This window comes from Pseudomonas sp. MYb327, from assembly GCF_040438925.1.
Taxonomy (GTDB): Bacteria; Pseudomonadota; Gammaproteobacteria; order Pseudomonadales; family Pseudomonadaceae; genus Aquipseudomonas.
The window spans coordinates 5,789,128-5,812,383 of sequence record NZ_CP159258.1 but is presented as its reverse complement, the minus strand read 5'-3'; the positions used below and the strand labels follow the sequence as shown (position 1 = coordinate 5,812,383).

The window sequence follows — 23,256 nt, the reverse complement described above, 5'->3', positions numbered from 1 at the left end:
TGGAGATGATCGACATGGCTACTCTGACGACTCGCGAAGGCAACACCCTCTACTACAAGGATTGGGGCAGCGGACAACCGGTGGTGTTTAGCCACGGCTGGCCCTTGAGCGCCGACAGTTGGGAATCGCAGATGCTGCATTTCGCCAACAACGGTTTCCGCGCCATCGCACATGATCGTCGGGGCCATGGCCGATCCAGCCAGCCGTGGGACGGCAATGACATGAATCACTACGCCGATGACCTGGCGGAACTGATTGAGCATCTGGACCTCAAGGACGTGATTCTCTTCGGTTTCTCCACGGGCGGCGGCGAAGTTGCCCGCTACATTGGCCGTCACGGCACCGGCCGTCTGGCGAAAGCAGGGCTGATCTCCGCCGTACCACCGCTGATGCTGAAAACCGATACCAACCCGAAGGGCCTGCCGATCGAAGTCTTCGACGGCATCCGCGCCGGCTCCATCGCCGACCGCTCGCAGCTGTACAAAGACATCGCCGGAGGCCCGTTCTTCGGTTTCAACCGCCCAGGCGCCAAAGCCTCGCAAGGGTTGATCGACTCGTTCTGGATGCAAGGCATGATGGGCGGCCACAAGAACACCCTGGACAGCATCAAGGCGTTCTCGGAAACCGATTTCCGCGAAGACCTGAAGAAGTTTGATGTGCCGACCCTGATCATCCACGGCGATGACGACCAGATCGTACCGATCCAAGCGGCCGGGCTGGAGAGCAAACGCCTGATCGAACATGCCGAATTGATCGTCTATCCCGGGGCACCCCATGGACTGACGGATACGCATAAGGAACAGGTAAATGCGGATATGTTGGCGTTTTCCAAAAGCTGATCGAATCTGAAAAAGCAAAAGGCCCGTAGCGGTTGAGCGCTACGGGCCTTTTTTATGCCGTTCGGGGAAGCAGTTGCTTAGAACGGAATATCGTCGTCAAAGCTGTCGAAATCCGGAGCCGGTTGCGGCGCGGCTTGTTGAGGCGCTGGACGCTGTGGCTGCTGTTGCGGTGCTGGGCGCTGAGCCTGCGGACGCGGAGCGGATTGCTGGTAGTTACCACCGCCCTGGCCCTGTTGCTCGCCCTGAGGACGGCCACCCAGCAATTGCATGGTGCCTTGCATGTCGACCACGATTTCAGTGGTGTAACGCTTGATACCGTCTTTTTCCCACTCGCGGGTCTGCAGTTTGCCTTCGATGTAGACCTGCGAACCTTTACGAAGGTATTCGCCAGCGATCTCTGCAACCTTGCCGAACATCGACACACGGTGCCATTCGGTTTTTTCGACTTTCTGACCGGTTTGCTTGTCGGTCCACTGTTCGCTGGTCGCCAGACTCAGGTTGGTCACGGCGTTGCCATTCGGCAGGTAACGAACTTCAGGATCCTGGCCGCAAGTGCCGACCAATATGACTTTGTTAACCCCACGGGCCATTACGTTCTCCTAGGCTACGCACGCTGCCTCGGCCGGGTTGTTCACCAGGCGCTCAAGGGTGGTGCGATCCAATAGTTCGGTGTCCAATTTGATGTAAATCGCCGCTTCATCCGCGACGATCACTGCATCTGTTACCCCTACGACAGCCTTCAGGCGCTCGACCAGACCCGCTTCGCGGATTGCCTCGGGCGACAACGGCAAGCGCAGGCTTGTCACGTAGGGAGGTTCACGCATGGTAACAGCAAAGACCAGCCAAAGTGCAGCCAGCCCGGCGCAACCGAGGAACACAACCGACAAACCGCCATGCTGGAACAACCAGCCGCCGAGGATCCCGCCCAGTGCCGATCCGAGGAACTGACTGGTGGAATAAACCCCCATCGCCGTGCCTTTGCCGCCTGCCGGTGAAACCTTGCTGATCAGCGATGGCAACGAAGCTTCCAGTAGATTGAACGCGGTAAAGAACACCACCGTACCGATCACCAGAGCCCGCAAGCTGTCGCCGAACTGCCAGAAGAATAGCTCAGTGAGCATCAGCGTCACGACGGCGCCGAGCAAAACTCGTTTCATTTTGCGTCGCTTCTCGCCGTAGATGATGAACGGGATCATGGCGAAGAAAGAAATCAGCAGCGCGGTCAGGTACACCCACCAGTGCTGCTCCTTGGGCAGCCCGGCTTTTTCGACCAGGGCCAGCGGCAAAGCGACGAAGCTCGACATCAGCATCGCGTGCAGCACAAAAATGCCGAGGTCCAGGCGCAGCAAGTCCGGATGCTTGAGCGTCGGGATCAAAGCCTGGCGCGCCACGCCGGATTCGCGATGCTGCAACGGCCCCGTGGAGCGCGGCACCATGAACATCACGATCACAATGCCAAACAAGGCCATGCCGCCGGTGGCAAGGAACAACCCGGACAGGCCAAACGCGCGAGTCAGCAGCGGTCCGACAACCATGGCGACAGCGAACGACAGACCAATCGTCATGCCGATCATGGCCATGGCTTTGGTCCGATGCTGTTCACGGGTCAGGTCTGACAGCAACGCCATGACCGCTGCAGAAATTGCTCCGGCACCTTGCAGGATTCGTCCGGCGATCACGCCCCAGATCGAATCGGCGTTGGCCGCGAGCACGCTGCCGAGGGCGAAGACGATCAAACCGAGGTAGATCACCGGGCGGCGGCCGATGCGGTCGGAAATGAAGCCGAATGGAATCTGGAAAATCGCCTGGGTCAGGCCATAAGCGCCAATCGCCAGCCCGATCAGGGCCGGGGTCGCGCCCGCCAGGTCCATGCCATAGGTCGCCAACACCGGCAACACCATGAACATGCCTAGCATACGGAAGGCGAACACCAGGGCCAGACCACTCGCCGCGCGGGTCTCGCTGCCACTCATGCGTTCGCTGTGGGGATCGTGCATGGAAAAACCTCATGTGAACCGGCGGCGATTCTACCAGTCCCATCGATTGGCGGGGTATATCGCGACGCTTTGCCGCGCTAGATGACAGAGCTTTCATCTAAGGCTGTAATGACATTATTCGATAGTGTGCATCCATCCAGTATTTGGCCGTATACTCCTACGTTTTCGACGCCCGCCGAGCGAGGCCACCTTGGACAAGATCCTGATTCGTGGGGCTCGAACCCACAACCTGAAGAACATCGACCTGACCCTGCCACGGGACAAGCTGATCGTCATCACCGGCCTGTCCGGCTCCGGCAAGTCTTCCCTGGCATTCGACACGCTGTACGCCGAAGGCCAGCGCCGCTACGTTGAATCGCTGTCGGCCTATGCCCGGCAGTTCTTGTCGATGATGGAAAAGCCCGACGTAGACACCATCGAAGGCCTGTCGCCGGCGATCTCCATCGAACAGAAGTCGACCTCGCACAACCCGCGTTCGACCGTCGGCACCATTACCGAAATCTACGATTACCTGCGCCTTCTTTATGCACGCGTCGGCATTCCGCGCTGCCCGGATCACGACATTCCCCTGGAAGCGCAGACCGTCAGCCAAATGGTTGACCTGGTCCTCGCGCAACCGGAGGGCAGCAAACTGATGTTGCTGGCCCCGGTAATCCGCGAGCGCAAAGGCGAACACCTTTCAGTCTTCGAAGAACTGCGAGCCCAGGGCTTTGTGCGTGCCCGGATCAACGGCAAGCTGTATGAGCTGGACGAAGCGCCCAAGCTCGACAAACAGAAGAAGCACACGATTGACGTCGTGGTCGACCGCTTCAAGGTCCGTGCTGACCTGCAACAGCGTCTGGCCGAATCCTTCGAGACCGCGCTGAAGCTGGCAGACGGCATCGCTCTGGTCGCGCCGATGGACGACGAGCCCGGCGAAGAAATGATCTTCTCCGCACGCTTCGCCTGCCCGATTTGCGGCCACGCCATCAGCGAGCTCGAACCGAAGCTGTTTTCCTTCAACAACCCGGCAGGTGCTTGCCCGACCTGCGATGGCCTGGGCGTAAAGCAATTTTTCGACATCAAGCGCCTGGTCAACGGCGAACTGACGTTGGCCGAAGGCGCGATTCGCGGCTGGGACCGGCGCAACGTCTATTACTTCCAGATGCTTGGCTCGCTGGCTTCGCACTTCAAATTCAGCCTGGAAGTGCCATTCAATGAACTGCCGGCCGATCAGCAGAAACAAATCTTGCATGGCAGCGGTTCGAAAAACGTTGATTTCAAATACCTGAACGACCGCGGCGATATCGTCAAACGCTCGCACCCGTTCGAAGGCATCGTGCCGAACCTGGAACGCCGCTACCGCGAAACCGAGTCGGCCTCGGTGCGCGAAGAGCTGGCCAAGTTCCTCAGCACCCAGGCTTGCCCTGACTGTCGCGGCACCCGCCTGCGGCGTGAAGCGCGGCACGTGTGGGTCGGGGAAAAAACCCTGCCGGCAGTGACCAACCTGCCCATCGGCGATGCGTGTGATTACTTCGGCGGGCTGAAACTCACTGGCCGCCGTGGCGAGATTGCCGACAAGATCCTCAAGGAAATCCGCGAGCGCCTGCAGTTTCTGGTCAACGTCGGCCTCGATTACCTGTCGCTGGATCGTAGCGCGGACACCTTGTCCGGTGGCGAGGCTCAACGTATTCGTTTGGCCAGTCAGATCGGCGCCGGCCTGGTGGGCGTTCTGTACATCCTCGACGAACCCTCCATCGGCCTGCATCAGCGCGATAACGACCGTTTGCTTGGCACCCTCAAGCACCTGCGCGATATCGGCAACACGGTGATCGTCGTCGAGCACGATGAAGACGCGATTCGCCTGGCTGACTATGTGGTGGATATCGGCCCGGGTGCCGGCGTTCACGGCGGACATATCGTTGCTGAAGGCACGCCGGCAGAAGTCATGGCACACCCTGACTCGCTGACCGGCAAGTACCTGTCAGGGCGAGTGAAGATCGAAGTTCCGGCCAAGCGCACACCGCGCAACAAAAAGTTGTCGTTGTCCCTCAAGGGCGCCCGCGGCAACAACTTGCGCAATGTCGACCTGGATATTCCGATCGGCCTGCTGACCTGCGTGACAGGGGTGTCCGGCTCGGGCAAATCGACGCTGATCAATAACACGCTGTTTCCTCTGAGTGCCACGGCGCTGAACGGTGCCACAACGCTAGAGGCTGCCGCTCACGACAGCATTAAGGGCCTGGAGCATCTGGATAAGGTCGTCGACATCGACCAGAGTCCGATTGGTCGCACACCGCGCTCCAACCCCGCGACCTACACCGGGCTGTTCACGCCGATTCGCGAACTGTTCGCCGGCGTGCCGGAATCCCGTTCCCGGGGTTACGGTCCGGGGCGTTTCTCCTTCAACGTGAAGGGCGGACGCTGCGAGGCCTGCCAGGGTGATGGCCTGATCAAGGTGGAAATGCACTTCCTGCCGGACATCTACGTGCCGTGCGACGTGTGCAAGAGCAAACGCTACAACCGCGAAACCCTGGAAATCAAATACAAGGGCAAGAGCATCCACGAAACTCTCGAGATGACTATCGAGGAAGCACGGGAGTTCTTCGACGCGGTACCGGCACTGGCTCGCAAGCTCCAGACACTGATGGACGTCGGCCTGTCCTATATCAAGCTTGGACAATCGGCGACGACACTGTCCGGTGGTGAGGCTCAACGGGTGAAACTGTCCCGCGAGCTATCCAAGCGCGACACCGGCAAGACCTTATACATCCTCGACGAGCCAACGACTGGCCTGCACTTCGCGGATATCCAGCAATTGCTCGACGTCCTGCATCGACTGCGCGACCACGGCAACACGGTGGTGGTCATCGAGCACAATCTGGACGTGATCAAGACCGCCGACTGGCTGGTGGACCTCGGGCCGGAAGGTGGTTCCAAAGGCGGGCAGATCATTGCTGTCGGCACGCCGGAAGAAGTCGCCGAGATGAAGCAATCTCACACCGGCTTCTACCTCAAGCCGCTGCTGGAACGCGACAGGGCCTGAATCCAGGCCATGAAAAAGCCCCTGTCACCTCATCAGTGACAGGGGCTTTGTTGTATCCGAGCAATCAGGCGTGGGATTGCAGGTAATTCTCGAGACCAATCAACTTGATCAGGCCCAACTGCTTCTCGAGCCAGTAAGTGTGATCTTCTTCGGTGTCATGTAATTGGACCCGCAGCATTTCGCGACTGACATAGTCCTTGTGCTGCTCGCAGAGCTTGATGCCCTTGCACAGCGCTGCTCGGACTTTGTACTCAAGACGTAGATCCGCTTCGAGCATTTCCGGCACCGTAGTCCCAACATCAAGGTCGTCCGGACGCATACGCGGAGTGCCTTCAAGCATGAGGATCCGGCGCATCAGCGCGTCGGCGTGCCCTGCTTCTTCTTCCATTTCGTGGTTGATTCGTTCGTAGAGCTTGGTGAAACCCCAGTCCTCATACATCCGCGAATGGACGAAATATTGATCGCGCGCGGCCAGTTCGCCGGTCAGCAATGTGTTGAGGTAATCGATTACGTCTGGGTGGCCTTGCATCGCCCTACATCTCCCTGCTTGAAAGTCTGTAGTTTGAACCACGACGACGGATTGGTCACTTCGTTTGCGCGATAAAAGCGAAGATATTCTGAGAAAAATAGTTTAAATAACGTAAAAACCGCCCAAATAAGGGCGGTTCTGCTTCTCATTTAGACTTCGTTAAGCTGTACGTTGAGCAGCGTTGCGATTGCTTCTCCATACGCCGGATCGGCCTTGTAGAAATGCTGCAACTGACGGTCGACCACATCGCTTGATACGCCTGCCATTGCGCCGGAGATATTGCTGACCAGTAGTTTTTTCTGATCATCGCTCATCAACCGGAACAGTGCACCGGCGTGGCTGTAGTAGTCGGTATCCTCACGATGATCATAGCGATCCGCAGCGCCGCTCAAAGCCAACCCAGGCTCGGCATAACGAGGCGCCTGCTTAGGCGAGTCCACGTGGCTGTTCGGCTCGTAGTTCGGTGCCGCACCGCCGTTGCTACCAAACGCCATTGAGCCATCGCGTTGGTAAGTGTTTACCGGACTGCGAGGCGCGTTCACCGGCAGTTGCTGGTGGTTGGTGCCAACACGGTAGCGGTGCGCATCGGCGTAAGCGAAAACACGACCTTGCAACATGCGATCTGGCGACAGTCCTACACCCGGCACCATGTTGCTCGGACCAAAGGCAGCTTGTTCGACTTCGGCAAAGTAATTGAGCGGATTACGGTTCAACTCCAACACACCGACTTCGATCAGCGGAAACTCTTTCTGCGACCAGGTTTTGGTCACGTCGAACGGATTCTCGTAGTGCGCTTCGGCTTGGGCCTCGCTCATGATCTGTATGCACACACGCCACTTCGGGTAGTCGCCGCGCTCAATAGCCTCAAACAGATCACGCTGTGCGTAATCAGGATCTGTACCGGCCAAGCGTGCGGCGTCTGCTGGCGCCAGATTCTTGATCCCTTGCTGGGTCTTGTAGTGCCACTTGACCCAGTGACGTTCGCCTTTGGCGCTGATCAAGCTATAGGTGTGACTGCCGAACCCGTGCATGTGACGGTAGCCATCGGGAATGCCGCGATCCGAAAACAAGATAGTGACCTGGTGCAACGCTTCAGGAGAGTGCGACCAGAAGTCCCACATCGCCTGGGCGCTTTTCAGGTTGCTTTGCGGCAGGCGCTTTTGAGTGTGTATGAAGTCCGGGAATTTCAGCGGATCACGAATGAAGAACACCGGCGTGTTGTTGCCAACAATGTCCCAGTTGCCTTCCTCGGTGTAGAACTTCAGCGCAAAGCCACGAGGATCGCGCTCGGTATCAGCCGAGCCGCGTTCGCCACCGACAGTGGAGAACCGCAGAAAGGTTGGAGTTTGCTTGCCGATAGACTCAAACAACCTGGCGCTGGTGTATTGGGTGATATCGCGAGTCACGGTAAACGTACCGTAAGCCCCCGAACCCTTGGCGTGTACACGACGCTCAGGAATGTTTTCACGATTGAAGTGTGCGAGCTTCTCGATCAAGTGGAAGTCGTCGAGGAGCAGGGGGCCTCGAGGGCCGGCGGAACGGGAATTCTGGTTATCGGCGACAGGAGCGCCACTGGCAGTTGTAAGCGTTTTATTTTGGCTCATGCGATCTCTTCCTTTGTCAGTCTTGAACTGCCGGCTAATCGGCTGAAAGGAAGTATTGATGATCGAGATGACATGCTCTAATTCATTGACTAATGTCAATCGATAGATAAAAACTAAACTGCACGCACGTTTGATCGCTTTTCAAACAGGCACAAAAAACCGGGCACTAGGCCCGGTCCTTTGTTTCAGACTGACGTCTTACTCGGCGGATACAGCTTCGCCAGCAGTAGCACGATCAACCAACTCGACGTACGCCATAGGCGCGTTGTCGCCAGCGCGGAAACCGCACTTGAGGATGCGCAGGTAGCCACCCTCACGGGTAGCGTAACGCTTGCCCAGGTCGTTGAAGAGCTTACCAACGATAGCTTTCGAACGAGTACGGTCGAAAGCCAGACGACGGTTAGCAACGCTATCTGTCTTGGCCAAAGTGATCAGCGGCTCGGCAACGCGGCGCAGTTCTTTAGCTTTTGGCAGAGTAGTTTTGATCAGCTCGTGCTCGAACAGCGACACCGCCATGTTTTGGAACATGGCCTTGCGGTGCGAGCTGGTGCGGCTCAGGTGACGACCACTTTTACGATGACGCATGGTTCATTCCTTACCAAACACTACGTTCGGTGATTACGACGATCAGGCAGTCGCCTTGTCGTCCTTCTTAAGACTTGCAGGCGGCCAGTTGTCGAGGCGCATGCCGAGGGACAGACCGCGGGAGGCCAGAACGTCCTTGATTTCAGTCAAGGATTTCTTGCCAAGGTTCGGAGTCTTCAACAGCTCTACTTCGGTACGCTGAATCAGGTCACCGATGTAGTAGATGTTTTCCGCCTTAAGGCAGTTAGCCGAACGTACAGTCAGTTCCAGATCGTCAACCGGGCGAAGCAGGATCGGATCGATCTCGTCTTCTTGCTCGATTACCACTGGTTCGCTGTCACCTTTGAGGTCGACGAACGCAGCCAACTGCTGTTGCAGGATGGTTGCAGCGCGGCGGATAGCCTCTTCAGGATCCAGAGTACCGTTGGTTTCCAGATCAATAACCAGCTTGTCCAGGTTAGTACGCTGCTCGACACGGGCGTTTTCCACCACGTATGCGATACGGCGAACCGGGCTGAACGAAGAGTCAAGCTGCAAGCGACCAATGCTGCGGCTTTCGTCTTCATCGCTCTGACGCGAGTCGGCCGGTTCATAACCACGACCACGAGCTACTACTAGCTTCATGTTCAGGGCGCCGTTAGACGCCAGGTTAGCGATTACGTGATCGGGGTTAACGATCTCGACATCATGATCCAGCTGAATATCGGCAGCGGTAACCACCCCCGAACCCTTCTTCGACAAGGTCAGCGTAACTTCGTCACGACCGTGCAGCTTGATAGCCAGACCTTTAAGGTTCAACAGGATTTCAATTACGTCTTCCTGTACACCTTCGATGGCGCTGTACTCGTGGAGCACACCGTCAATCTCGGCCTCGACTACTGCACAGCCGGGCATTGAGGACAACAGGATGCGGCGCAGCGCGTTGCCCAGGGTGTGGCCAAAACCACGCTCGAGAGGCTCGAGAGTGATCTTGGCGCGGGTTGGACTGACAACTTGCACATCAATGTGGCGAGGTGTCAGGAACTCATTTACCGAAATCTGCATGGATGCACCTATTTTCTAGCCCTTACTTGGAGTAGAGCTCGACAATCAGGCTTTCGTTGATGTCGGCGGACAGATCACTGCGAGCTGGAACGTTCTTGAAAACGCCCGACTTCTTCTCAGTGTCTACTTCTACCCATTCTACGCGGCCACGCTGGGCACACAGATCGAGAGCTTGGACAATGCGAAGTTGGTTTTTTGCTTTCTCGCGAACAGCAACCACGTCACCAGCACGAACCTGGTAGGACGGAACGTTAACGGTTTGACCGTTTACGCTGATCGACTTGTGCGATACCAGCTGACGGGATTCGGCACGAGTCGAACCAAAGCCCATACGGTATACAACGTTGTCCAGACGGCATTCGAGCAGTTGCAGCAGGTTTTCACCGGTTGCACCTTTCTTACCAGCAGCTTCTTTGTAGTAGCCGCTGAATTGACGCTCGAGAACGCCGTAGATACGACGGACCTTCTGCTTTTCACGCAGTTGGGTGCCGTAATCGGACTGGCGACCGCGGCGTTGGCCGTGGATACCAGGTGCTGCTTCAATGTTGCACTTCGATTCGATCGCGCGCACGCCGCTCTTCAGGAAGAGATCGGTGCCTTCGCGACGAGCGAGTTTGCATTTTGGACCAATGTAACGAGCCATTCTTTACAATCTCCTGGATTACACGCGGCGCTTCTTCGGCGGACGGCACCCGTTGTGCGGGATTGGCGTCACGTCGGTGATGCTGGCGATCTTGTAGCCACAGCCGTTCAAAGCGCGAACTGCGGATTCACGACCTGGACCTGGACCTTTGACGTTTACGTCGAGGTTTTTCAGGCCGTATTCCAGCGCAGCTTGACCAGCACGTTCAGCAGCTACTTGAGCAGCAAACGGGGTGGACTTGCGGGAACCGCGGAAACCCGAACCACCGGAGGTAGCCCAGGAAAGAGCGTTACCTTGACGGTCGGTAATGGTCACGATGGTGTTGTTAAAAGATGCATGGATGTGGGCGATGCCATCAACCACTGTCTTTTTAACTTTTTTACGAGGACGAGCAGCAGGTTTTGCCATGATAATTTTCCTGTCGATTCGCTGGGGCGATTACTTGCGGATCGGCTTACGCGGACCTTTACGGGTACGCGCGTTGGTCTTGGTACGCTGACCGCGTACTGGAAGACCACGACGATGACGCAGACCGCGATAGCAACCGAGGTCCATCAAGCGCTTGATTTTCATGTTGATTTCGCGACGCAGGTCACCTTCAGTGGTGAACTTCGCCACTTCGCCACGCAGCTGTTCGATTTGCTCGTCGCTCAGATCTTTGATCTTTGCTGCTGGGTTTACCCCAGTCTCTGCACAAATTTTCTGTGCAGTAGTGCGACCAACACCATAGATGTAGGTCAGCGAGATAACAGTATGCTTGTTATCTGGAATGTTAACGCCTGCAATACGGGCCATTCAGTGGGACTCCAATTGACAGCTACCTACGCCCCGGAAGCCAAGAAATAGGGCGCGAGATAATATCGCTGTAATAACAAATAATCAACCCGGTAGCGCACTAGCTACCGGGCTTGAAGCACAATCACACTCAGCCTTGGCGCTGTTTGTGACGCGGTTCCGCGCTGCAAATTACTCGAACAACACCTTCGCGGCGAATAATCTTGCAGTTACGGCACAGCTTTTTCACCGATGCACGAACTTTCATCACCAACTCCTCGAACCTTATGGGTCAGCGCAGCATGCCGCTGCCGTAACCCTTCAGGTTGGCTTTCTTCATCAGGGATTCGTACTGGTGCGAAACGAGGTGCGATTGTACTTGGGACATGAAGTCCATCACAACCACGACGACGATCAGCAACGAGGTCCCGCCAAGGTAGAACGGTACGTTGGCTGCAACCACCAGGAACTGGGGCAACAGGCACACGGCCGTCATGTAAAGAGCACCGAACATGGTCAAGCGAGTCAGAACGCCATCAATGTAGCGCGCAGACTGCTCACCTGGACGGATGCCCGGAATAAAGGCACCGGACTTCTTCAGGTTTTCCGCTACGTCTTTCGGATTGAACATCAACGCCGTATAGAAGAAGCAGAAGAAAATAATCCCTGCACTAAACAGCAGAATATTCAACGGCTGACCAGGAGCGATCGACTGCGAGATGTCCTGCAACCAGCCCATACCTTCAGACTGGCCGAACCAGGCACCCAACGAAGCCGGGAACAGCAAAATGCTGCTCGCGAAAATAGCCGGAATAACGCCGGCCATGTTCACCTTCAGCGGCAAGTGGCTGGTCTGCGCAGCGAAGACCTTTCGGCCCTGCTGACGCTTGGCGTAGTGAACAGCAATACGACGCTGACCACGCTCAATGAACACCACGAAACCGATAATCGCTACTGCCAGCAAACCGATGGCAACTAGGGCGAAGATGTTGATATCACCCTGACGCGCAGACTCGAAAGACTGCCCGATCGCTCTCGGAAGACCGGCGACGATACCCGAAAAAATCAACATCGAGATACCGTTGCCAACACCACGCTCAGTAATCTGCTCACCCAGCCACATCATGAACATCGCACCAGCCACAAAAGTGGATACCGCGACGAAATGGAAGCCAAAGTCACCAGTGAACGCTACGCCCTGCCCCGCCAGACCAATGGACATGCCAATGGCCTGGACGAGAGCCAGGACGACAGTGCCGTAGCGGGTGTACTGGCTGATCTTGCGACGGCCAGCTTCACCTTCCTTCTTCAACTGCTCCAGCTGCGGGCTGACGGCGGTCATCAGCTGCATGATGATCGATGCCGAAATGTACGGCATGATCCCCAGCGCAAAGATGCTCATCCGCTCCAGCGCGCCGCCGGAAAACATGTTGAACAAGCTAAGAATGGTCCCCTCATTCTGTCGAAACAGGTCCGCGAGTCGGTCCGGGTTGATACCTGGAACCGGGATGTGTGCGCCTATTCGGTAGACGATAATCGCCAGGAACAGAAAACGCAGACGAGCCCAGAGTTCAGACATACCGCCTTTGCCGAGCGCAGAGAGAGCACCTTGCTTAGCCATTTATTCCTCGAACTTGCCGCCAGCTGCTTCGATAGCCGCACGCGCACCTTTGGTGGCGCCGATTCCCTTTCCGATGGTTACAGCGCGAGTAACTTCGCCGGACAGCATGATTTTCACACGCTGAACGTTGACGTTGATCACGTTGGCATCTTTCAGGGACTGCACGGTGACGATGTCGCCTTCCACTTTAGCCAGCTCGGACAGACGCACTTCTGCGCGGTCCATGGCTTTCAGGGAAACGAAACCGAACTTCGGCAGGCGACGATGCAGCGGCTGTTGACCGCCTTCAAAGCCTGGAGCAATGGTGCCACCGGAGCGGGAGGTTTGACCTTTGTGACCACGGCCACCAGTCTTACCCAAACCACTACCGATACCACGGCCCGGACGATGCTTTTCGCGACGGGAACCCGGCGCTGGACTCAGATCATTGAGTTTCATCGATTAACCCTCGACACGCAGCATGTAGTAAGCCTTGTTGATCATCCCGCGATTCTCGGGAGTATCCTGGACTTCTACAGTGTGACCGATGCGACGCAGACCCAGACCCTTAACGCACAGTTTGTGGTTAGGGATGCGGCCGGTCATGCTTTTGATCAGCGTTACTTTAACGGTAGCCATGATCAGAAGATCTCCTTGACGCTTTTGCCACGCTTGGCGGCAATGGATTCAGGAGACTGCATTGCTTTCAAACCCTTGAAAGTGGCGTGAACCACGTTTACCGGGTTAGTCGAGCCGTAGCACTTGGCCAGAACGTTCTGAACGCCAGCAACTTCGAGAACGGCACGCATTGCGCCGCCAGCGATGATACCGGTACCTTCAGAAGCAGGCTGCATGTACACCTTCGAAGCGCCGTGAGCGGACTTCATTGCGTACTGCAGAGTGGTGCCGTTCAGATCAACCTGGATCATGTTGCGGCGAGCAGCTTCCATTGCCTTCTGGATCGCAGCAGGCACTTCACGCGACTTGCCACGGCCGAAGCCAACACGGCCCTTACCATCACCAACCACGGTCAACGCGGTGAAAGTGAAGATACGGCCGCCTTTAACGGTTTTGGCTACGCGGTTAACTTGAACCAGCTTCTCGATGTAGCCTTCGTCGCGCTTTTGGTCGTTATTTGACATAACTTAGAACTCCAGCCCAGCTTCACGAGCAGCATCAGCCAGCGCTTTAACGCGGCCGTGGTACTTGAAGCCAGAGCGGTCGAAAGCCACCTGCGAGACGCCAGCGGCCTTAGCACGCGTAGCGACCAGCTGGCCAACCTTAGTGGCCGCGTCGATGTTGCCAGTGGCGCCATCACGCAGTTCTTTATCCAAAGTCGAGGCAGATGCCAGGACTTTGTTGCCGTCGGCCGAAATGACCTGGGCGTAGATGTGCTGCGAAGAGCGGAACACGCAGAGACGCACGACTTCGAGTTCGTGCATTTTCAGGCGTGCTTTGCGAGCGCGACGCAGTCGAGTAACTTTTTTGTCGGTCATTTGCTATGCCCTACTTCTTCTTGGCTTCTTTACGACGGACGACTTCGTCCGCGTAGCGCACACCTTTGCCTTTGTACGGCTCTGGTGGACGGAAGTCGCGGATCTCGGCGGCCACTTGACCTACCAGCTGCTTGTCGATGCCCTTGATCAGGATATCGGTCTGGCTAGGAGTCTCAGCGGTGATGCCTTCCGGCAGTTCGTAATCCACTGGGTGCGAGAAGCCAAGAGCCAGGTTCAGCACTGTGCCTTTAGCTTGCGCTTTGTAACCAACACCGACCAGCTGGAGCTTGCGCTCGAAGCCTTGGCTTACGCCTTGGACCATGTTGTTTACCAACGCACGAGTGGTACCAGCCATTGCGCGAGTCTGTTGATCGCCATTGCGAGCAGCGAAACGCAGCTCACCAGCTTCTTCAACGATCTCAACGGACGAATGGATGTTCAGTTCGAGAGTGCCCTTGGCACCCTTCACCGAAAGCTGTTGGCCTGCGAATTTTACTTCGACACCGGCTGGCAGCTTAACGGGGTTCTTAGCGACGCGAGACATGCTTATCCCCCCTTAGAACACAGTGCAAAGAACTTCGCCGCCGACACCGGCAGCGCGCGCAGCACGATCAGTCATCACACCCTTGTTGGTGGAGACGATAGACACACCGAGACCGCCACGAACTTTCGGCAGATCTTCGACGGACTTGTACTGACGCAGGCCTGGACGGCTAACGCGCTTCACTTCTTCGATAACCGGACGGCCTTCGAAATATTTCAGCTCGATAGACAGCAGTGGTTTGATTTCGCTGCTGATCTGATAACCCGCAATGTAACCTTCGTCCTTCAGGACTTTGGCAACAGCCACCTTCAAAGTAGAAGATGGCATGCTTACGACGGACTTTTCAGCCATCTGGGCATTACGGATTCGAGTTAGCATGTCCGCTAACGGGTCCTGCATACTCATGGGCTAGACGCTCCTAATACAGAAAAATTAGCCTTGCGGCTACTACGTGTCGCCGAGAATCTCCGAGCGTATAAAACACGGGCTCAGGCGAGCCGGGTATTCTAGACACACCCCAGAAATGAATCAAGCCCCAAAAGGGGCTTGATTCAGATTCAAGGCCACCGGTGGTCAGGATCTTGCGAACCTGAACACCGAGACTTTGACAGTACTTACCAGCTGGCTTTAACCAGACCAGGTACGTCACCACGCATTGCCGCTTCACGCAGTTTGTTACGGCCGAGGCCGAACTTGCGGTAAACGCCGTGTGGACGACCAGTCAGGCGGCAGCGGTTACGCATGCGCGAAGCGCTTGCGTCACGTGGCTGCTTCTGCAGAGCTACTGTAGCTTCCCAACGTGCTTCTGGACTTGCGTTCAGATCAACGATGATTGCTTTCAGTGCTGCACGCTTCTTGGCGTACTTGGCAACCGTGAGCTGACGCTTCAGCTCGCGGTTTTTCATGCTCATCTTGGCCATGGTCCTACTCCAATCAGTTGCGGAACGGGAATTTGAACGCACGCAGCAGAGCGCGGCCTTCATCATCGTTCTTGGCAGTGGTGGTCAGGGTGATATCCAGACCGCGGAGAGCATCAATCTTGTCGTAGTCGATTTCCGGGAAGATGATCTGCTCTTTCACGCCCATGCTGTAGTTACCACGACCATCGAAGGACTTGGCATTCAGGCCGCGGAAGTCGCGAACCCGAGGCAGGGAGATCGACAGCAGACGATCCAGGAACTCGTACATACGCTCACGGCGCAGGGTCACTTTGACACCGATCGGCCAACCTTCACGGACTTTAAAGCCAGCGATGGATTTCCGAGCGTAGGTCACAACGACTTTCTGGCCGGTGATCTTTTCAAGGTCAGCAACAGCGTGCTCGATGACTTTTTTGTCGCCGATCGCTTCGCCCAGACCCATGTTCAGGGTGATTTTGGTAACGCGCGGAACTTCCATTACGTTCGAAAGCTTAAGTTCTTCCTTAAGTTTCGGAGCAATTTCCTTCCGGTAAATCTCTTTTAGTCGTGCCATGGTCTCATCTACCTAGCAGTGTTCAAGCATCAACCGCTTTTTGGGTCGACTTGAAGACACGAATTTTCTTGCCGTCTTCTACTTTGAAACCAACGCGGTCAGCCTTGTTGGTTTCGCCGTTGAAAATGGCGACGTTAGAAGCATCCAGCGGAGCTTCTTTCTCGACGATACCGCCCTGCACGCCCGACATCGGGTTAGGCTTGGTATGACGCTTGACCAGGTTCAGACCACCAATAACCAGACGGTTGTTAGCGAGAACCTTAAGCACCTTACCGCGCTTACCTTTGTCTTTGCCGGCGATCACGATGATCTCGTCGTCACGACGAATCTTTTGCATGTCGGATCTCCTTACAGCACTTCTGGGGCGAGCGAGACGATCTTCATGAACTTCTCAGTACGAAGTTCACGGGTCACTGGCCCAAAGATACGGGTGCCGATCGGCTCTTGCTTGTTGTTCAGAAGAACAGCAGCGTTGCCATCAAAGCGGATAATGGAGCCATCAGCACGGCGTACGCCGTGACGAGTGCGGACTACAACAGCAGTCATCACTTGGCCTTTTTTCACTTTACCGCGAGGAATTGCTTCCTTCACGGTAACTTTGATGATGTCACCGATACCAGCGTAACGACGATGGGAGCCACCCAGCACCTTGATGCACATAACGCGGCGAGCGCCGCTGTTATCGGCCACATCGAGCATGGATTGAGTCTGAATCATATAATTTCTCCGACCCCTAGTCCTTAGACTTCCACAGCGCGTTCGAGAACATCAACCAGCGCCCAAGACTTGGTCTTGGCCAAAGGACGAGTTTCACGAATAGTGACTTTGTCGCCGATGTGGCACTGATTGGTTTCGTCGTGCGCGTGCAGCTTAGTCGAACGCTTAACGTATTTACCGTAGATCGGGTGCTTAACGCGACGCTCGATCAGAACGGTGATGGTTTTGTCCATCTTGTCGCTGACAACACGGCCAGTCAGCGTACGGACAGTTTTTTCGGCTTCAGCCATGATTACTTACCTGCCTGCTGGTTGAGCACAGTCTTCACGCGAGCGATGTCACGCTTAACTTGCGAGAGCAGATGAGACTGCCCCAACTGGCCAGTTGCTTTCTGCATACGCAGATTGAACTGGTCGCGCAGCAGGCCGAGCAGTTGCTCGTTCAGCTGCTGTGCGGATTTTTCACGAAGTTCATTCGCTTTCATCACATCACCGTCCGTTTAACAAAGGAGGTGGCGAGCGGCAGCTTTGCAGCAGCCAGGGCGAAAGCCTCACGCGCCAGCTCTTCAGAAACACCCTCGATTTCATACAGGACTTTGCCTGGCTGAATCTGGGCAACCCAGTACTCCACGTTACCCTTACCTTTACCCATCCGCACTTCGAGAGGCTTCTTGGAGATCGGCTTGTCCGGGAATACACGGATCCAGATCTTGCCGCCACGTTTTACGTGACGGGTCAGAGCACGACGCGCTGACTCGATCTGACGAGCGGTGAGACGACCACGAGCAACAGACTTCAGCGCGAACTCGCCGAAGCTGACTTTGCTACCGCGCAATGCCAGGCCACGGTTGTGACCAGTCATTTGCTTGCGGAACTTCGTACGCTTTGGTTGCAACATTTGGCGTACCCCTTACTTAGCAGCTTTTTTACGAGGCGCTGGTGCTTGTGGTTTCAGTTCTTCTTGGCGACCACCAATTACTTCGCCTTTGAAGATCCAAACCTTTACACCGATCACACCATAAGTGGTGTGAGCTTCGTAGTTGGCATAGTCGATGTCGGCACGCAGGGTGTGCAATGGCACACGACCTTCGCGATACCATTCAGTACGTGCGATTTCAGCACCGCCGAGACGACCGCTCACTTGGATTTTGATGCCTTTGGCACCAATGCGCATTGCGTTCTGTACAGCGCGCTTCATAGCGCGACGGAACATTACGCGACGCTCCAGCTGCTGAGCTACGCTCTGCGCAACCAGCATACCGTCGAGTTCCGGCTTGCGGATCTCTTCGATATTGATGTGCACAGGCACACCCATTTGCTTGGTCAGGTCCTGACGCAGTTTCTCAACATCTTCACCTTTCTTCCCGATAACGATACCTGGACGAGCGGTGTGGATGGTGATACGTGCAGTTTGTGCCGGACGATGGATATCGATACGGCTTACGGACGCGCTTTTTAGTTTGTCTTGGAGATACTCACGCACCTTCAGATCAGCGAACAAGTAGTCCGCATAAGTCCGACCGTCTGCGTACCAGACGGAGGTGTGCTCCTTGACGATTCCCAGGCGAATGCCAATGGGATGTACTTTCTGACCCATCTCTTCGACTCCGTTACTTGTCAGCAACCTTGACAGTGATATGGCAAGACCGCTTGACGATGCGATCAGCACGGCCTTTGGCACGTGGCATGATGCGCTTCAGCGAACGCCCTTCGTTGACGAAAACGGTGCTGACCTTCAGGTCATCAACGTCTGCGCCTTCGTTATGCTCGGCGTTGGCTACGGCCGACTCCAGCACTTTCTTCATGATCTCGGCGGCTTTCTTACTGCTGAAAGCCAACAGGTTGAGCGCTTCGCCCACCTTCTTCCCGCGGATCTGGTCGGCGACCAAGCGGGCTTTCTGGGCGGAGATTCGAGCGCCCGACAACTTAGCGGCTACTTCCATTTCCTAACCCCTTAACGCTTGGCTTTCTTGTCTGCCACGTGCCCACGATAAGTGCGGGTACCGGCGAACTCGCCCAGTTTGTGGCCGACCATGTCTTCGTTAACGAGAACTGGGACGTGTTGACGACCGTTGTGTACTGCGATGGTCAGACCGACCATTTGTGGCAGGATCATCGAACGACGCGACCAGGTTTTCACCGGTTTGCGATCATTCTTTTCCGCCGCCACTTCGATCTTCTTCAGTAGGTGAAGATCGATAAAAGGACCTTTTTTCAGAGAACGTGGCACTGTCGTATCCCTCTATTTACTTGCGACGACGGACGATCATTTTGTCGGTACGCTTATTACCACGAGTCTTCGCGCCCTTAGTCGGGAAGCCCCATGGCGATACCGGATGACGACCACCAGAGGTACGACCTTCACCACCACCATGTGGGTGGTCAACCGGGTTCATGGCAACACCACGAACGGTTGGGCGAACGCCACGCCAGCGTTTGGCACCAGCTTTACCCAGCGAACGCAGGCTGTGCTCGGAGTTCGAGACTTCGCCCAGGGTCGCACGGCATTCAGCCAGGACTTTACGCATTTCACCGGAACGCAGACGCAGGGTAACGTACACGCCTTCACGAGCGATCAGCTGAGCCGAAGCACCAGCGGAACGAGCGATCTGTGCGCCCTTACCTGGCTTCAGTTCGATGCCGTGTACGGTAGAACCGACTGGAATGTTGCGCAGTTGCAGAGCGTTGCCTGGCTTGATTGGAGCCAGGGCACCTGCGATCAGCGTGTCGCCAGCACTCACACCCTTAGGGGCGATGATGTAGCGGCGCTCGCCGTCTGCGTAGCAGAGCAGTGCGATGTGAGCAGTACGGTTTGGATCGTATTCGATACGCTCGACAGTGGCGACGATGCCATCTTTGTCGTTGCGACGGAAATCGACCATACGGTAATGCTGCTTATGACCACCACCGATGTGACGAGTGGTAATACGGCCATTGTTGTTACGACCACCAGTCTTCGACTTCTTCTCGAGCAGCGGTGCGTGAGGAGCGCCTTTATGCAGCTCCTGGTTGACCACCTTGACCACAAAACGGCGGCCAGGGGAAGTCGGTTTGCATTTAACGATTGCCATGATGCACCCCTTCCTTACTCAGCACTGCTGCTGAAATCGAGATCTTGGCCTGGCTGAAGGGAGATAACTGCCTTCTTCCAGTCATTACGCTTGCCCAGACCGCGAGCAGTGCGCTTGCTCTTACCCAGAACATTCAGGGTAGTAACACGCTCTACTTTCACGCTGAACAGGCTTTCGACGGCCTTCTTGATTTCCAGCTTGGTTGCGTCAGTAGCAACCTTGAAAACGAACTGGCCTTTCTTGTCTGCCAGAACCGTAGCCTTCTCGGAAACGTGCGGGCCAAGCAGAACTTTAAATACGCGTTCCTGGTTCATCCCAGCAGCTCCTCGAATTTCTTCACGGCCGACACGGTGATCAACACCTTGTCGTATGCGATCAGACTAACTGGATCGGAACCTTGCACGTCACGTACATCTACGTGTGGCAGGTTACGAGCAGCCAGGTACAGGTTCTGATCAACAGCGTCCGACACGATCAGAACGTCGGTCAGGCTCATGTTGTTCAGTTTGCCCAGCAGGTCTTTGGTTTTCGGCGTTTCAACGGCGAAATCCTGAACCACGACCAGACGATCAGTACGCACCAGCTCAGCAAGGATGGAACGCATTGCTGCGCGATACATCTTCTTGTTCAGCTTCTGAGAGTGATCCTGAGGACGAGCTGCGAAAGTGGTACCGCCGCCACGCCAGATTGGGCTACGGATAGTACCGGCACGAGCGCGGCCAGTACCTTTCTGACGCCATGGGCGCTTACCGCCACCACGAACGTCGGAACGGGTCTTTTGCTGCTTGCTACCTTGACGGCCGCCGGCCATGTAGGCCACGACTGCTTGGTGAACCAGCGTCTCGTTGAATTCGCCGCCAAATGTCAGTTCGGAAACTTCGATCGCTTGAGCGTCATTTACATTTAATTGCATGTCAGCTTCCCCTTAACCGCGAGCCTTGGCTGCTGGACGTACAACCAAGTTGCCGCCAGTAGCGCCAGGAACAGCGCCCTTGACCAACAACAGATTGCGTTCAGCGTCCACGCGCACTACTTCGAGGGACTGCACGGTCACGCGCTCAGCGCCCATATGACCGGACATTTTTTTGCCCTTGAATACACGACCAGGAGTCTGGCACTGGCCGATAGAGCCTGGAACGCGGTGGGATACGGAGTTACCGTGGGTGTTATCTTGCCCGCGGAAATTCCAACGCTTGATCGTACCCTGGAAGCCTTTACCTTTGGACTGACCGGTTACATCAACCAGTTGGCCAGCGGCGAAGATTTCAGCGTTGATCAGATCGCCGGCCTGGTACTCGCCTTCTTCAAGGCGGAATTCCATTACGGTACGACCAGCGGCAACGTTCGCTTTAGCGAAGTGGCCAGCCTGAGCTGCTGTTACACGCGAAGCACGACGCTCGCCGACAGTGACTTGCACTGCACGATAGCCATCGGTCTCTTCAGTTTTGAACTGGGTGACGCGATTCGGCTCGATCTCAATGACCGTGACCGGAATGGAGACACCTTCTTCGGTGAAAATACGGGTCATACCGCATTTACGACCGACTACACCAATAGTCATGTTGTAAACCTCATGAGTGTACGGGGCTTTCACCCGCTATGGCCGCCCATTTCAGAGCGTTACACGACTAAGACCGAGTCTTAGCCGAGGCTGATCTGCACTTCCACACCGGCCGCAAGATCAAGCTTCATAAGTGCGTCAACGGTTTTATCCGTTGGCTGGACGATGTCCAGAACGCGCTTATGAGTACGGATCTCGTACTGGTCACGCGCGTCTTTGTTGACGTGCGGGGAGACCAGAACGGTGAACCGCTCTTTACGGGTAGGCAGTGGAATTGGACCACGCACTTGAGCACCAGTACGTTTCGCGGTTTCCACGATTTCCTGGGTTGATTGGTCGATCAGGCGATGGTCGAAAGCCTTCAACCTGATACGGATTTGCTGATTTTGCATTGGATTTCAGACTCCGGCTGCTATTCCCACCGGGCGCAATACGCCCGTTAAAAGGAGGCGCAATTCTATAGACGCCCCAGATAGGTGTCAACCCAATAAAAAAGCCCCCGCTGAGCGGGGGCTTCTTCAAAGCATCAAAGCCATCTCAAAAAAGAGATTACTCGATGATTTTGGCTACGACGCCAGCGCCGACGGTACGACCGCCTTCACGGATAGCGAAACGCAGACCGTCTTCCATCGCGATGGTTTTGATCAGCGTAACAGTCATCTGAATGTTGTCACCTGGCATTACCATTTCAACGCCTTCTGGCAGCTCGCAGTTACCAGTCACGTCAGTAGTACGGAAGTAGAACTGTGGACGGTAGCCTTTGAAGAACGGAGTGTGGCGGCCGCCTTCTTCCTTGCTCAGAACGTAAACTTCTGCGGTGAACTTGGTGTGCGGCTTAACCGAACCTGGCTTAACCAGAACCTGACCACGCTCAACGTCGTCACGCTTGGTGCCACGCAGCAGAACGCCGCAGTTCTCGCCAGCACGACCTTCGTCGAGCAGCTTGCGGAACATTTCAACACCGGTGCAGGTGGTGACGGTAGTGTCGCGCAGACCAACGATTTCCAGCGGATCCTGAACGCGAACGATACCGCGCTCGATACGACCGGTCACAACAGTACCACGACCCGAAATCGAGAATACGTCTTCGATTGGCATCAGGAATGGCTTGTCGATAGCACGCTCTGGTTCTGGGATGTAGCTGTCCAGAGTTTCAACCAGTTTACGAACGGCAGTGGTGCCCATTTCGTTGTCGTCTTTGCCTTCCAGCGCCATACGAGCCGAACCGATGATGATTGGAGTGTCATCGCCCGGGAAGTCGTAGGTGGACAGCAGGTCGCGAACTTCCATCTCAACCAGTTCCAGCAGCTCAGCGTCGTCTACCAGGTCAGCCTTGTTCAGGAAAACCACGATGTACGGAACGCCTACCTGACGGGACAGCAGGATGTGCTCACGGGTTTGAGGCATCGGACCATCAGCGGCCGAGCAAACCAGGATCGCGCCGTCCATCTGGGCAGCACCGGTGATCATGTTCTTCACGTAGTCAGCGTGACCTGGGCAGTCAACGTGAGCGTAGTGACGGATCTTCGAGTTGTACTCGACGTGCGCGGTGTTGATGGTGATACCACGAGCTTTTTCTTCTGGAGCGCTGTCGATCTTATCGAAATCAACGATTGCCGAACCGAAAACTTCGGAGCAAACGCGAGTCAGAGCTGCGGTCAGAGTGGTTTTACCGTGGTCAACGTGACCGATGGTGCCAACGTTGACGTGCGGTAGGGAACGATCAAATTTTTCTTTAGCCACGACAATTAACTC

35 protein-coding genes are annotated in these 23,256 nt (G+C 55.8%); 2 read left to right on the top strand and 33 right to left on the bottom strand.

What is annotated here, in order from left to right; genetic code table 11:
* Window positions 1-14: 14 nt before the first annotated feature.
* On the top strand, window positions 15-839 hold the full coding sequence (locus ABVN21_RS26305) for an alpha/beta hydrolase (RefSeq protein WP_339555498.1): 825 nt from the start codon (window positions 15-17) through the stop codon (window positions 837-839).
* Window positions 840-916: 77 nt separating this feature from the next.
* On the opposite strand, the gene ABVN21_RS26300 is transcribed toward ABVN21_RS26305, so the two are convergent.
* Both ABVN21_RS26300 and ABVN21_RS26295 read right to left on the bottom strand, forming a co-directional pair.
* Window positions 917-1,429, bottom strand: a complete 513-nt coding sequence (locus ABVN21_RS26300; RefSeq protein ID WP_339555499.1) for a single-stranded DNA-binding protein — start codon at window positions 1,427-1,429, stop codon at window positions 917-919.
* Window positions 1,430-1,438: 9 nt separating this feature from the next.
* Window positions 1,439-2,836: an MFS transporter gene (locus ABVN21_RS26295; protein ID WP_339555500.1), complete on the bottom strand. Its 1,398-nt coding sequence runs from the start codon at window positions 2,834-2,836 to the stop codon at window positions 1,439-1,441.
* A 190-nt stretch (window positions 2,837-3,026) separates the two neighbouring features.
* Between ABVN21_RS26295 and uvrA the strand changes: the two genes are divergently transcribed.
* The gene (gene uvrA, locus ABVN21_RS26290; RefSeq protein ID WP_339555501.1) at window positions 3,027-5,861 is read left to right on the top strand and encodes an excinuclease ABC subunit UvrA; all 2,835 of its coding nucleotides are present in this window, start codon (window positions 3,027-3,029) and stop codon (window positions 5,859-5,861) included.
* A 64-nt stretch (window positions 5,862-5,925) separates the two neighbouring features.
* On the opposite strand, the gene bfr is transcribed toward uvrA, so the two are convergent.
* From bfr to tuf, 31 genes are all read right to left on the bottom strand, one after another.
* On the bottom strand, window positions 5,926-6,390 hold the full coding sequence (bfr, locus tag ABVN21_RS26285) for a bacterioferritin (protein WP_339555502.1): 465 nt from the start codon (window positions 6,388-6,390) through the stop codon (window positions 5,926-5,928).
* Window positions 6,391-6,539: 149 nt separating this feature from the next.
* On the bottom strand, window positions 6,540-7,994 hold the full coding sequence (locus ABVN21_RS26280) for a catalase (protein WP_339555503.1): 1,455 nt from the start codon (window positions 7,992-7,994) through the stop codon (window positions 6,540-6,542).
* Window positions 7,995-8,192: 198 nt separating this feature from the next.
* On the bottom strand, window positions 8,193-8,579 hold the full coding sequence (gene rplQ / locus ABVN21_RS26275; RefSeq protein ID WP_007970429.1) for a 50S ribosomal protein L17: 387 nt from the start codon (window positions 8,577-8,579) through the stop codon (window positions 8,193-8,195).
* Window positions 8,580-8,621: 42 nt separating this feature from the next.
* Window positions 8,622-9,623 (bottom strand): DNA-directed RNA polymerase subunit alpha, encoded by a 1,002-nt coding sequence (gene rpoA, locus ABVN21_RS26270; RefSeq protein WP_007924176.1) that lies wholly within the window; start codon window positions 9,621-9,623, stop codon window positions 8,622-8,624.
* A 22-nt stretch (window positions 9,624-9,645) separates the two neighbouring features.
* A complete protein-coding gene (gene rpsD / locus ABVN21_RS26265; RefSeq protein WP_003176404.1) occupies window positions 9,646-10,266 on the bottom strand; it encodes a 30S ribosomal protein S4 in 621 nt (206 codons plus the stop codon).
* 18 nt (window positions 10,267-10,284) lie between these two features.
* Window positions 10,285-10,674: a 30S ribosomal protein S11 gene (gene rpsK / locus ABVN21_RS26260; protein ID WP_002555466.1), complete on the bottom strand. Its 390-nt coding sequence runs from the start codon at window positions 10,672-10,674 to the stop codon at window positions 10,285-10,287.
* A gap of 30 nt (window positions 10,675-10,704) precedes the next feature.
* Window positions 10,705-11,061 (bottom strand): 30S ribosomal protein S13, encoded by a 357-nt coding sequence (rpsM, locus tag ABVN21_RS26255; RefSeq protein ID WP_009045849.1) that lies wholly within the window; start codon window positions 11,059-11,061, stop codon window positions 10,705-10,707.
* 130 nt (window positions 11,062-11,191) lie between these two features.
* On the bottom strand, window positions 11,192-11,308 hold the full coding sequence (gene rpmJ / locus ABVN21_RS26250; RefSeq protein WP_002555468.1) for a 50S ribosomal protein L36: 117 nt from the start codon (window positions 11,306-11,308) through the stop codon (window positions 11,192-11,194).
* Window positions 11,309-11,332: 24 nt separating this feature from the next.
* Window positions 11,333-12,661: a preprotein translocase subunit SecY gene (secY, locus tag ABVN21_RS26245; RefSeq protein WP_003228718.1), complete on the bottom strand. Its 1,329-nt coding sequence runs from the start codon at window positions 12,659-12,661 to the stop codon at window positions 11,333-11,335.
* A complete protein-coding gene (gene rplO, locus ABVN21_RS26240) occupies window positions 12,662-13,099 on the bottom strand; it encodes a 50S ribosomal protein L15 (protein WP_003228720.1) in 438 nt (145 codons plus the stop codon).
* Between the two features lie 3 nt (window positions 13,100-13,102).
* The gene (gene rpmD / locus ABVN21_RS26235) at window positions 13,103-13,279 is read right to left on the bottom strand and encodes a 50S ribosomal protein L30 (RefSeq protein WP_003176408.1); all 177 of its coding nucleotides are present in this window, start codon (window positions 13,277-13,279) and stop codon (window positions 13,103-13,105) included.
* Between the two features lie 2 nt (window positions 13,280-13,281).
* Window positions 13,282-13,782, bottom strand: coding sequence for a 30S ribosomal protein S5 (gene rpsE / locus ABVN21_RS26230; RefSeq protein ID WP_003186035.1), 501 nt, complete (start codon window positions 13,780-13,782; stop codon window positions 13,282-13,284).
* A gap of 3 nt (window positions 13,783-13,785) precedes the next feature.
* Window positions 13,786-14,136, bottom strand: coding sequence for a 50S ribosomal protein L18 (gene rplR / locus ABVN21_RS26225; protein ID WP_003186037.1), 351 nt, complete (start codon window positions 14,134-14,136; stop codon window positions 13,786-13,788).
* Window positions 14,137-14,146: 10 nt separating this feature from the next.
* On the bottom strand, window positions 14,147-14,680 hold the full coding sequence (gene rplF / locus ABVN21_RS26220; RefSeq protein ID WP_003176412.1) for a 50S ribosomal protein L6: 534 nt from the start codon (window positions 14,678-14,680) through the stop codon (window positions 14,147-14,149).
* 12 nt (window positions 14,681-14,692) lie between these two features.
* The gene (gene rpsH / locus ABVN21_RS26215; protein WP_017848802.1) at window positions 14,693-15,085 is read right to left on the bottom strand and encodes a 30S ribosomal protein S8; all 393 of its coding nucleotides are present in this window, start codon (window positions 15,083-15,085) and stop codon (window positions 14,693-14,695) included.
* Between the two features lie 209 nt (window positions 15,086-15,294).
* The gene (rpsN, locus tag ABVN21_RS26210) at window positions 15,295-15,600 is read right to left on the bottom strand and encodes a 30S ribosomal protein S14 (protein WP_003176414.1); all 306 of its coding nucleotides are present in this window, start codon (window positions 15,598-15,600) and stop codon (window positions 15,295-15,297) included.
* A gap of 13 nt (window positions 15,601-15,613) precedes the next feature.
* Window positions 15,614-16,153: a 50S ribosomal protein L5 gene (rplE, locus tag ABVN21_RS26205; protein WP_003210069.1), complete on the bottom strand. Its 540-nt coding sequence runs from the start codon at window positions 16,151-16,153 to the stop codon at window positions 15,614-15,616.
* 22 nt (window positions 16,154-16,175) lie between these two features.
* A complete protein-coding gene (gene rplX, locus ABVN21_RS26200) occupies window positions 16,176-16,490 on the bottom strand; it encodes a 50S ribosomal protein L24 (RefSeq protein ID WP_003176416.1) in 315 nt (104 codons plus the stop codon).
* A gap of 11 nt (window positions 16,491-16,501) precedes the next feature.
* The gene (rplN, locus tag ABVN21_RS26195; RefSeq protein WP_002555479.1) at window positions 16,502-16,870 is read right to left on the bottom strand and encodes a 50S ribosomal protein L14; all 369 of its coding nucleotides are present in this window, start codon (window positions 16,868-16,870) and stop codon (window positions 16,502-16,504) included.
* 23 nt (window positions 16,871-16,893) lie between these two features.
* A complete protein-coding gene (gene rpsQ, locus ABVN21_RS26190) occupies window positions 16,894-17,160 on the bottom strand; it encodes a 30S ribosomal protein S17 (RefSeq protein ID WP_003176419.1) in 267 nt (88 codons plus the stop codon).
* A 2-nt stretch (window positions 17,161-17,162) separates the two neighbouring features.
* A complete protein-coding gene (gene rpmC / locus ABVN21_RS26185) occupies window positions 17,163-17,354 on the bottom strand; it encodes a 50S ribosomal protein L29 (protein WP_002555481.1) in 192 nt (63 codons plus the stop codon).
* Window positions 17,354-17,767, bottom strand: coding sequence for a 50S ribosomal protein L16 (gene rplP / locus ABVN21_RS26180; protein ID WP_003228729.1), 414 nt, complete (start codon window positions 17,765-17,767; stop codon window positions 17,354-17,356). The genes rpmC and rplP overlap by 1 nt, the downstream gene beginning before the upstream one ends.
* 12 nt (window positions 17,768-17,779) lie before the next feature.
* Window positions 17,780-18,466, bottom strand: a complete 687-nt coding sequence (gene rpsC / locus ABVN21_RS26175) for a 30S ribosomal protein S3 (protein ID WP_003176422.1) — start codon at window positions 18,464-18,466, stop codon at window positions 17,780-17,782.
* A 13-nt stretch (window positions 18,467-18,479) separates the two neighbouring features.
* Window positions 18,480-18,812: a 50S ribosomal protein L22 gene (rplV, locus tag ABVN21_RS26170; RefSeq protein ID WP_003103908.1), complete on the bottom strand. Its 333-nt coding sequence runs from the start codon at window positions 18,810-18,812 to the stop codon at window positions 18,480-18,482.
* A gap of 11 nt (window positions 18,813-18,823) precedes the next feature.
* Window positions 18,824-19,099 (bottom strand): 30S ribosomal protein S19, encoded by a 276-nt coding sequence (gene rpsS, locus ABVN21_RS26165; RefSeq protein ID WP_002555486.1) that lies wholly within the window; start codon window positions 19,097-19,099, stop codon window positions 18,824-18,826.
* Between the two features lie 16 nt (window positions 19,100-19,115).
* Window positions 19,116-19,940 carry a 50S ribosomal protein L2 gene (gene rplB / locus ABVN21_RS26160; protein ID WP_008018194.1) on the bottom strand — a complete coding sequence of 275 codons (825 nt, stop codon included), beginning with the start codon at window positions 19,938-19,940 and terminating at the stop codon, window positions 19,116-19,118.
* A 14-nt stretch (window positions 19,941-19,954) separates the two neighbouring features.
* On the bottom strand, window positions 19,955-20,254 hold the full coding sequence (rplW, locus tag ABVN21_RS26155) for a 50S ribosomal protein L23 (protein WP_002555488.1): 300 nt from the start codon (window positions 20,252-20,254) through the stop codon (window positions 19,955-19,957).
* Complete coding sequence (gene rplD / locus ABVN21_RS26150; RefSeq protein ID WP_003228735.1) at window positions 20,251-20,853, bottom strand: 50S ribosomal protein L4; 603 nt, start codon at window positions 20,851-20,853, stop codon at window positions 20,251-20,253. The genes rplW and rplD overlap by 4 nt, the downstream gene beginning before the upstream one ends.
* 12 nt (window positions 20,854-20,865) lie before the next feature.
* The gene (gene rplC / locus ABVN21_RS26145) at window positions 20,866-21,501 is read right to left on the bottom strand and encodes a 50S ribosomal protein L3 (RefSeq protein ID WP_003186059.1); all 636 of its coding nucleotides are present in this window, start codon (window positions 21,499-21,501) and stop codon (window positions 20,866-20,868) included.
* A gap of 80 nt (window positions 21,502-21,581) precedes the next feature.
* Window positions 21,582-21,893, bottom strand: coding sequence for a 30S ribosomal protein S10 (gene rpsJ / locus ABVN21_RS26140; protein ID WP_003186070.1), 312 nt, complete (start codon window positions 21,891-21,893; stop codon window positions 21,582-21,584).
* A gap of 157 nt (window positions 21,894-22,050) precedes the next feature.
* Window positions 22,051-23,244 (bottom strand): elongation factor Tu, encoded by a 1,194-nt coding sequence (gene tuf, locus ABVN21_RS26135; RefSeq protein ID WP_338583422.1) that lies wholly within the window; start codon window positions 23,242-23,244, stop codon window positions 22,051-22,053.
* Window positions 23,245-23,256 lie beyond the last annotated feature (12 nt).

Coding starts and splice junctions, on each gene's coding strand:
- ABVN21_RS26305 (WP_339555498.1), top strand. CDS start 15: ATGGCTACTCTGACGACTCGCGAAGGCAACACCCTCTACTACAAGGAT.
- ABVN21_RS26300 (WP_339555499.1), bottom strand. CDS start 1,429: ATGGCCCGTGGGGTTAACAAAGTCATATTGGTCGGCACTTGCGGCCAG.
- ABVN21_RS26295 (WP_339555500.1), bottom strand. CDS start 2,836: ATGCACGATCCCCACAGCGAACGCATGAGTGGCAGCGAGACCCGCGCG.
- bfr (WP_339555502.1), bottom strand. CDS start 6,390: ATGCAAGGCCACCCAGACGTAATCGATTACCTCAACACATTGCTGACC.
- ABVN21_RS26280 (WP_339555503.1), bottom strand. CDS start 7,994: ATGAGCCAAAATAAAACGCTTACAACTGCCAGTGGCGCTCCTGTCGCC.
- rplQ (WP_007970429.1), bottom strand. CDS start 8,579: ATGCGTCATCGTAAAAGTGGTCGTCACCTGAGCCGCACCAGCTCGCAC.
- rpoA (WP_007924176.1), bottom strand. CDS start 9,623: ATGCAGATTTCGGTAAATGAGTTCCTGACACCTCGCCACATTGATGTG.
- rpsD (WP_003176404.1), bottom strand. CDS start 10,266: ATGGCTCGTTACATTGGTCCAAAATGCAAACTCGCTCGTCGCGAAGGC.
- rpsK (WP_002555466.1), bottom strand. CDS start 10,674: ATGGCAAAACCTGCTGCTCGTCCTCGTAAAAAAGTTAAAAAGACAGTG.
- rpsM (WP_009045849.1), bottom strand. CDS start 11,061: ATGGCCCGTATTGCAGGCGTTAACATTCCAGATAACAAGCATACTGTT.
- rpmJ (WP_002555468.1), bottom strand. CDS start 11,308: ATGAAAGTTCGTGCATCGGTGAAAAAGCTGTGCCGTAACTGCAAGATT.
- secY (WP_003228718.1), bottom strand. CDS start 12,661: ATGGCTAAGCAAGGTGCTCTCTCTGCGCTCGGCAAAGGCGGTATGTCT.
- rplO (WP_003228720.1), bottom strand. CDS start 13,099: ATGAAACTCAATGATCTGAGTCCAGCGCCGGGTTCCCGTCGCGAAAAG.
- rpmD (WP_003176408.1), bottom strand. CDS start 13,279: ATGGCTACCGTTAAAGTAACGCTGATCAAAAGCATGACCGGCCGCATC.
- rpsE (WP_003186035.1), bottom strand. CDS start 13,782: ATGTCAAATAACGACCAAAAGCGCGACGAAGGCTACATCGAGAAGCTG.
- rplR (WP_003186037.1), bottom strand. CDS start 14,136: ATGACCGACAAAAAAGTTACTCGACTGCGTCGCGCTCGCAAAGCACGC.
- rplF (WP_003176412.1), bottom strand. CDS start 14,680: ATGTCTCGCGTCGCTAAGAACCCCGTTAAGCTGCCAGCCGGTGTCGAA.
- rpsH (WP_017848802.1), bottom strand. CDS start 15,085: ATGAGTATGCAGGACCCGTTAGCGGACATGCTAACTCGAATCCGTAAT.
- rpsN (WP_003176414.1), bottom strand. CDS start 15,600: ATGGCCAAGATGAGCATGAAAAACCGCGAGCTGAAGCGTCAGCTCACG.
- rplE (WP_003210069.1), bottom strand. CDS start 16,153: ATGGCACGACTAAAAGAGATTTACCGGAAGGAAATTGCTCCGAAACTT.
- rplX (WP_003176416.1), bottom strand. CDS start 16,490: ATGCAAAAGATTCGTCGTGACGACGAGATCATCGTGATCGCCGGCAAA.
- rplN (WP_002555479.1), bottom strand. CDS start 16,870: ATGATTCAGACTCAATCCATGCTCGATGTGGCCGATAACAGCGGCGCT.
- rpsQ (WP_003176419.1), bottom strand. CDS start 17,160: ATGGCTGAAGCCGAAAAAACTGTCCGTACGCTGACTGGCCGTGTTGTC.
- rpmC (WP_002555481.1), bottom strand. CDS start 17,354: ATGAAAGCGAATGAACTTCGTGAAAAATCCGCACAGCAGCTGAACGAG.
- rplP (WP_003228729.1), bottom strand. CDS start 17,767: ATGTTGCAACCAAAGCGTACGAAGTTCCGCAAGCAAATGACTGGTCAC.
- rpsC (WP_003176422.1), bottom strand. CDS start 18,466: ATGGGTCAGAAAGTACATCCCATTGGCATTCGCCTGGGAATCGTCAAG.
- rplV (WP_003103908.1), bottom strand. CDS start 18,812: ATGGAAGTAGCCGCTAAGTTGTCGGGCGCTCGAATCTCCGCCCAGAAA.
- rplB (WP_008018194.1), bottom strand. CDS start 19,940: ATGGCAATCGTTAAATGCAAACCGACTTCCCCTGGCCGCCGTTTTGTG.
- rplW (WP_002555488.1), bottom strand. CDS start 20,254: ATGAACCAGGAACGCGTATTTAAAGTTCTGCTTGGCCCGCACGTTTCC.
- rplD (WP_003228735.1), bottom strand. CDS start 20,853: ATGCAATTAAATGTAAATGACGCTCAAGCGATCGAAGTTTCCGAACTG.
- rplC (WP_003186059.1), bottom strand. CDS start 21,501: ATGACTATTGGTGTAGTCGGTCGTAAATGCGGTATGACCCGTATTTTC.
- rpsJ (WP_003186070.1), bottom strand. CDS start 21,893: ATGCAAAATCAGCAAATCCGTATCAGGTTGAAGGCTTTCGACCATCGC.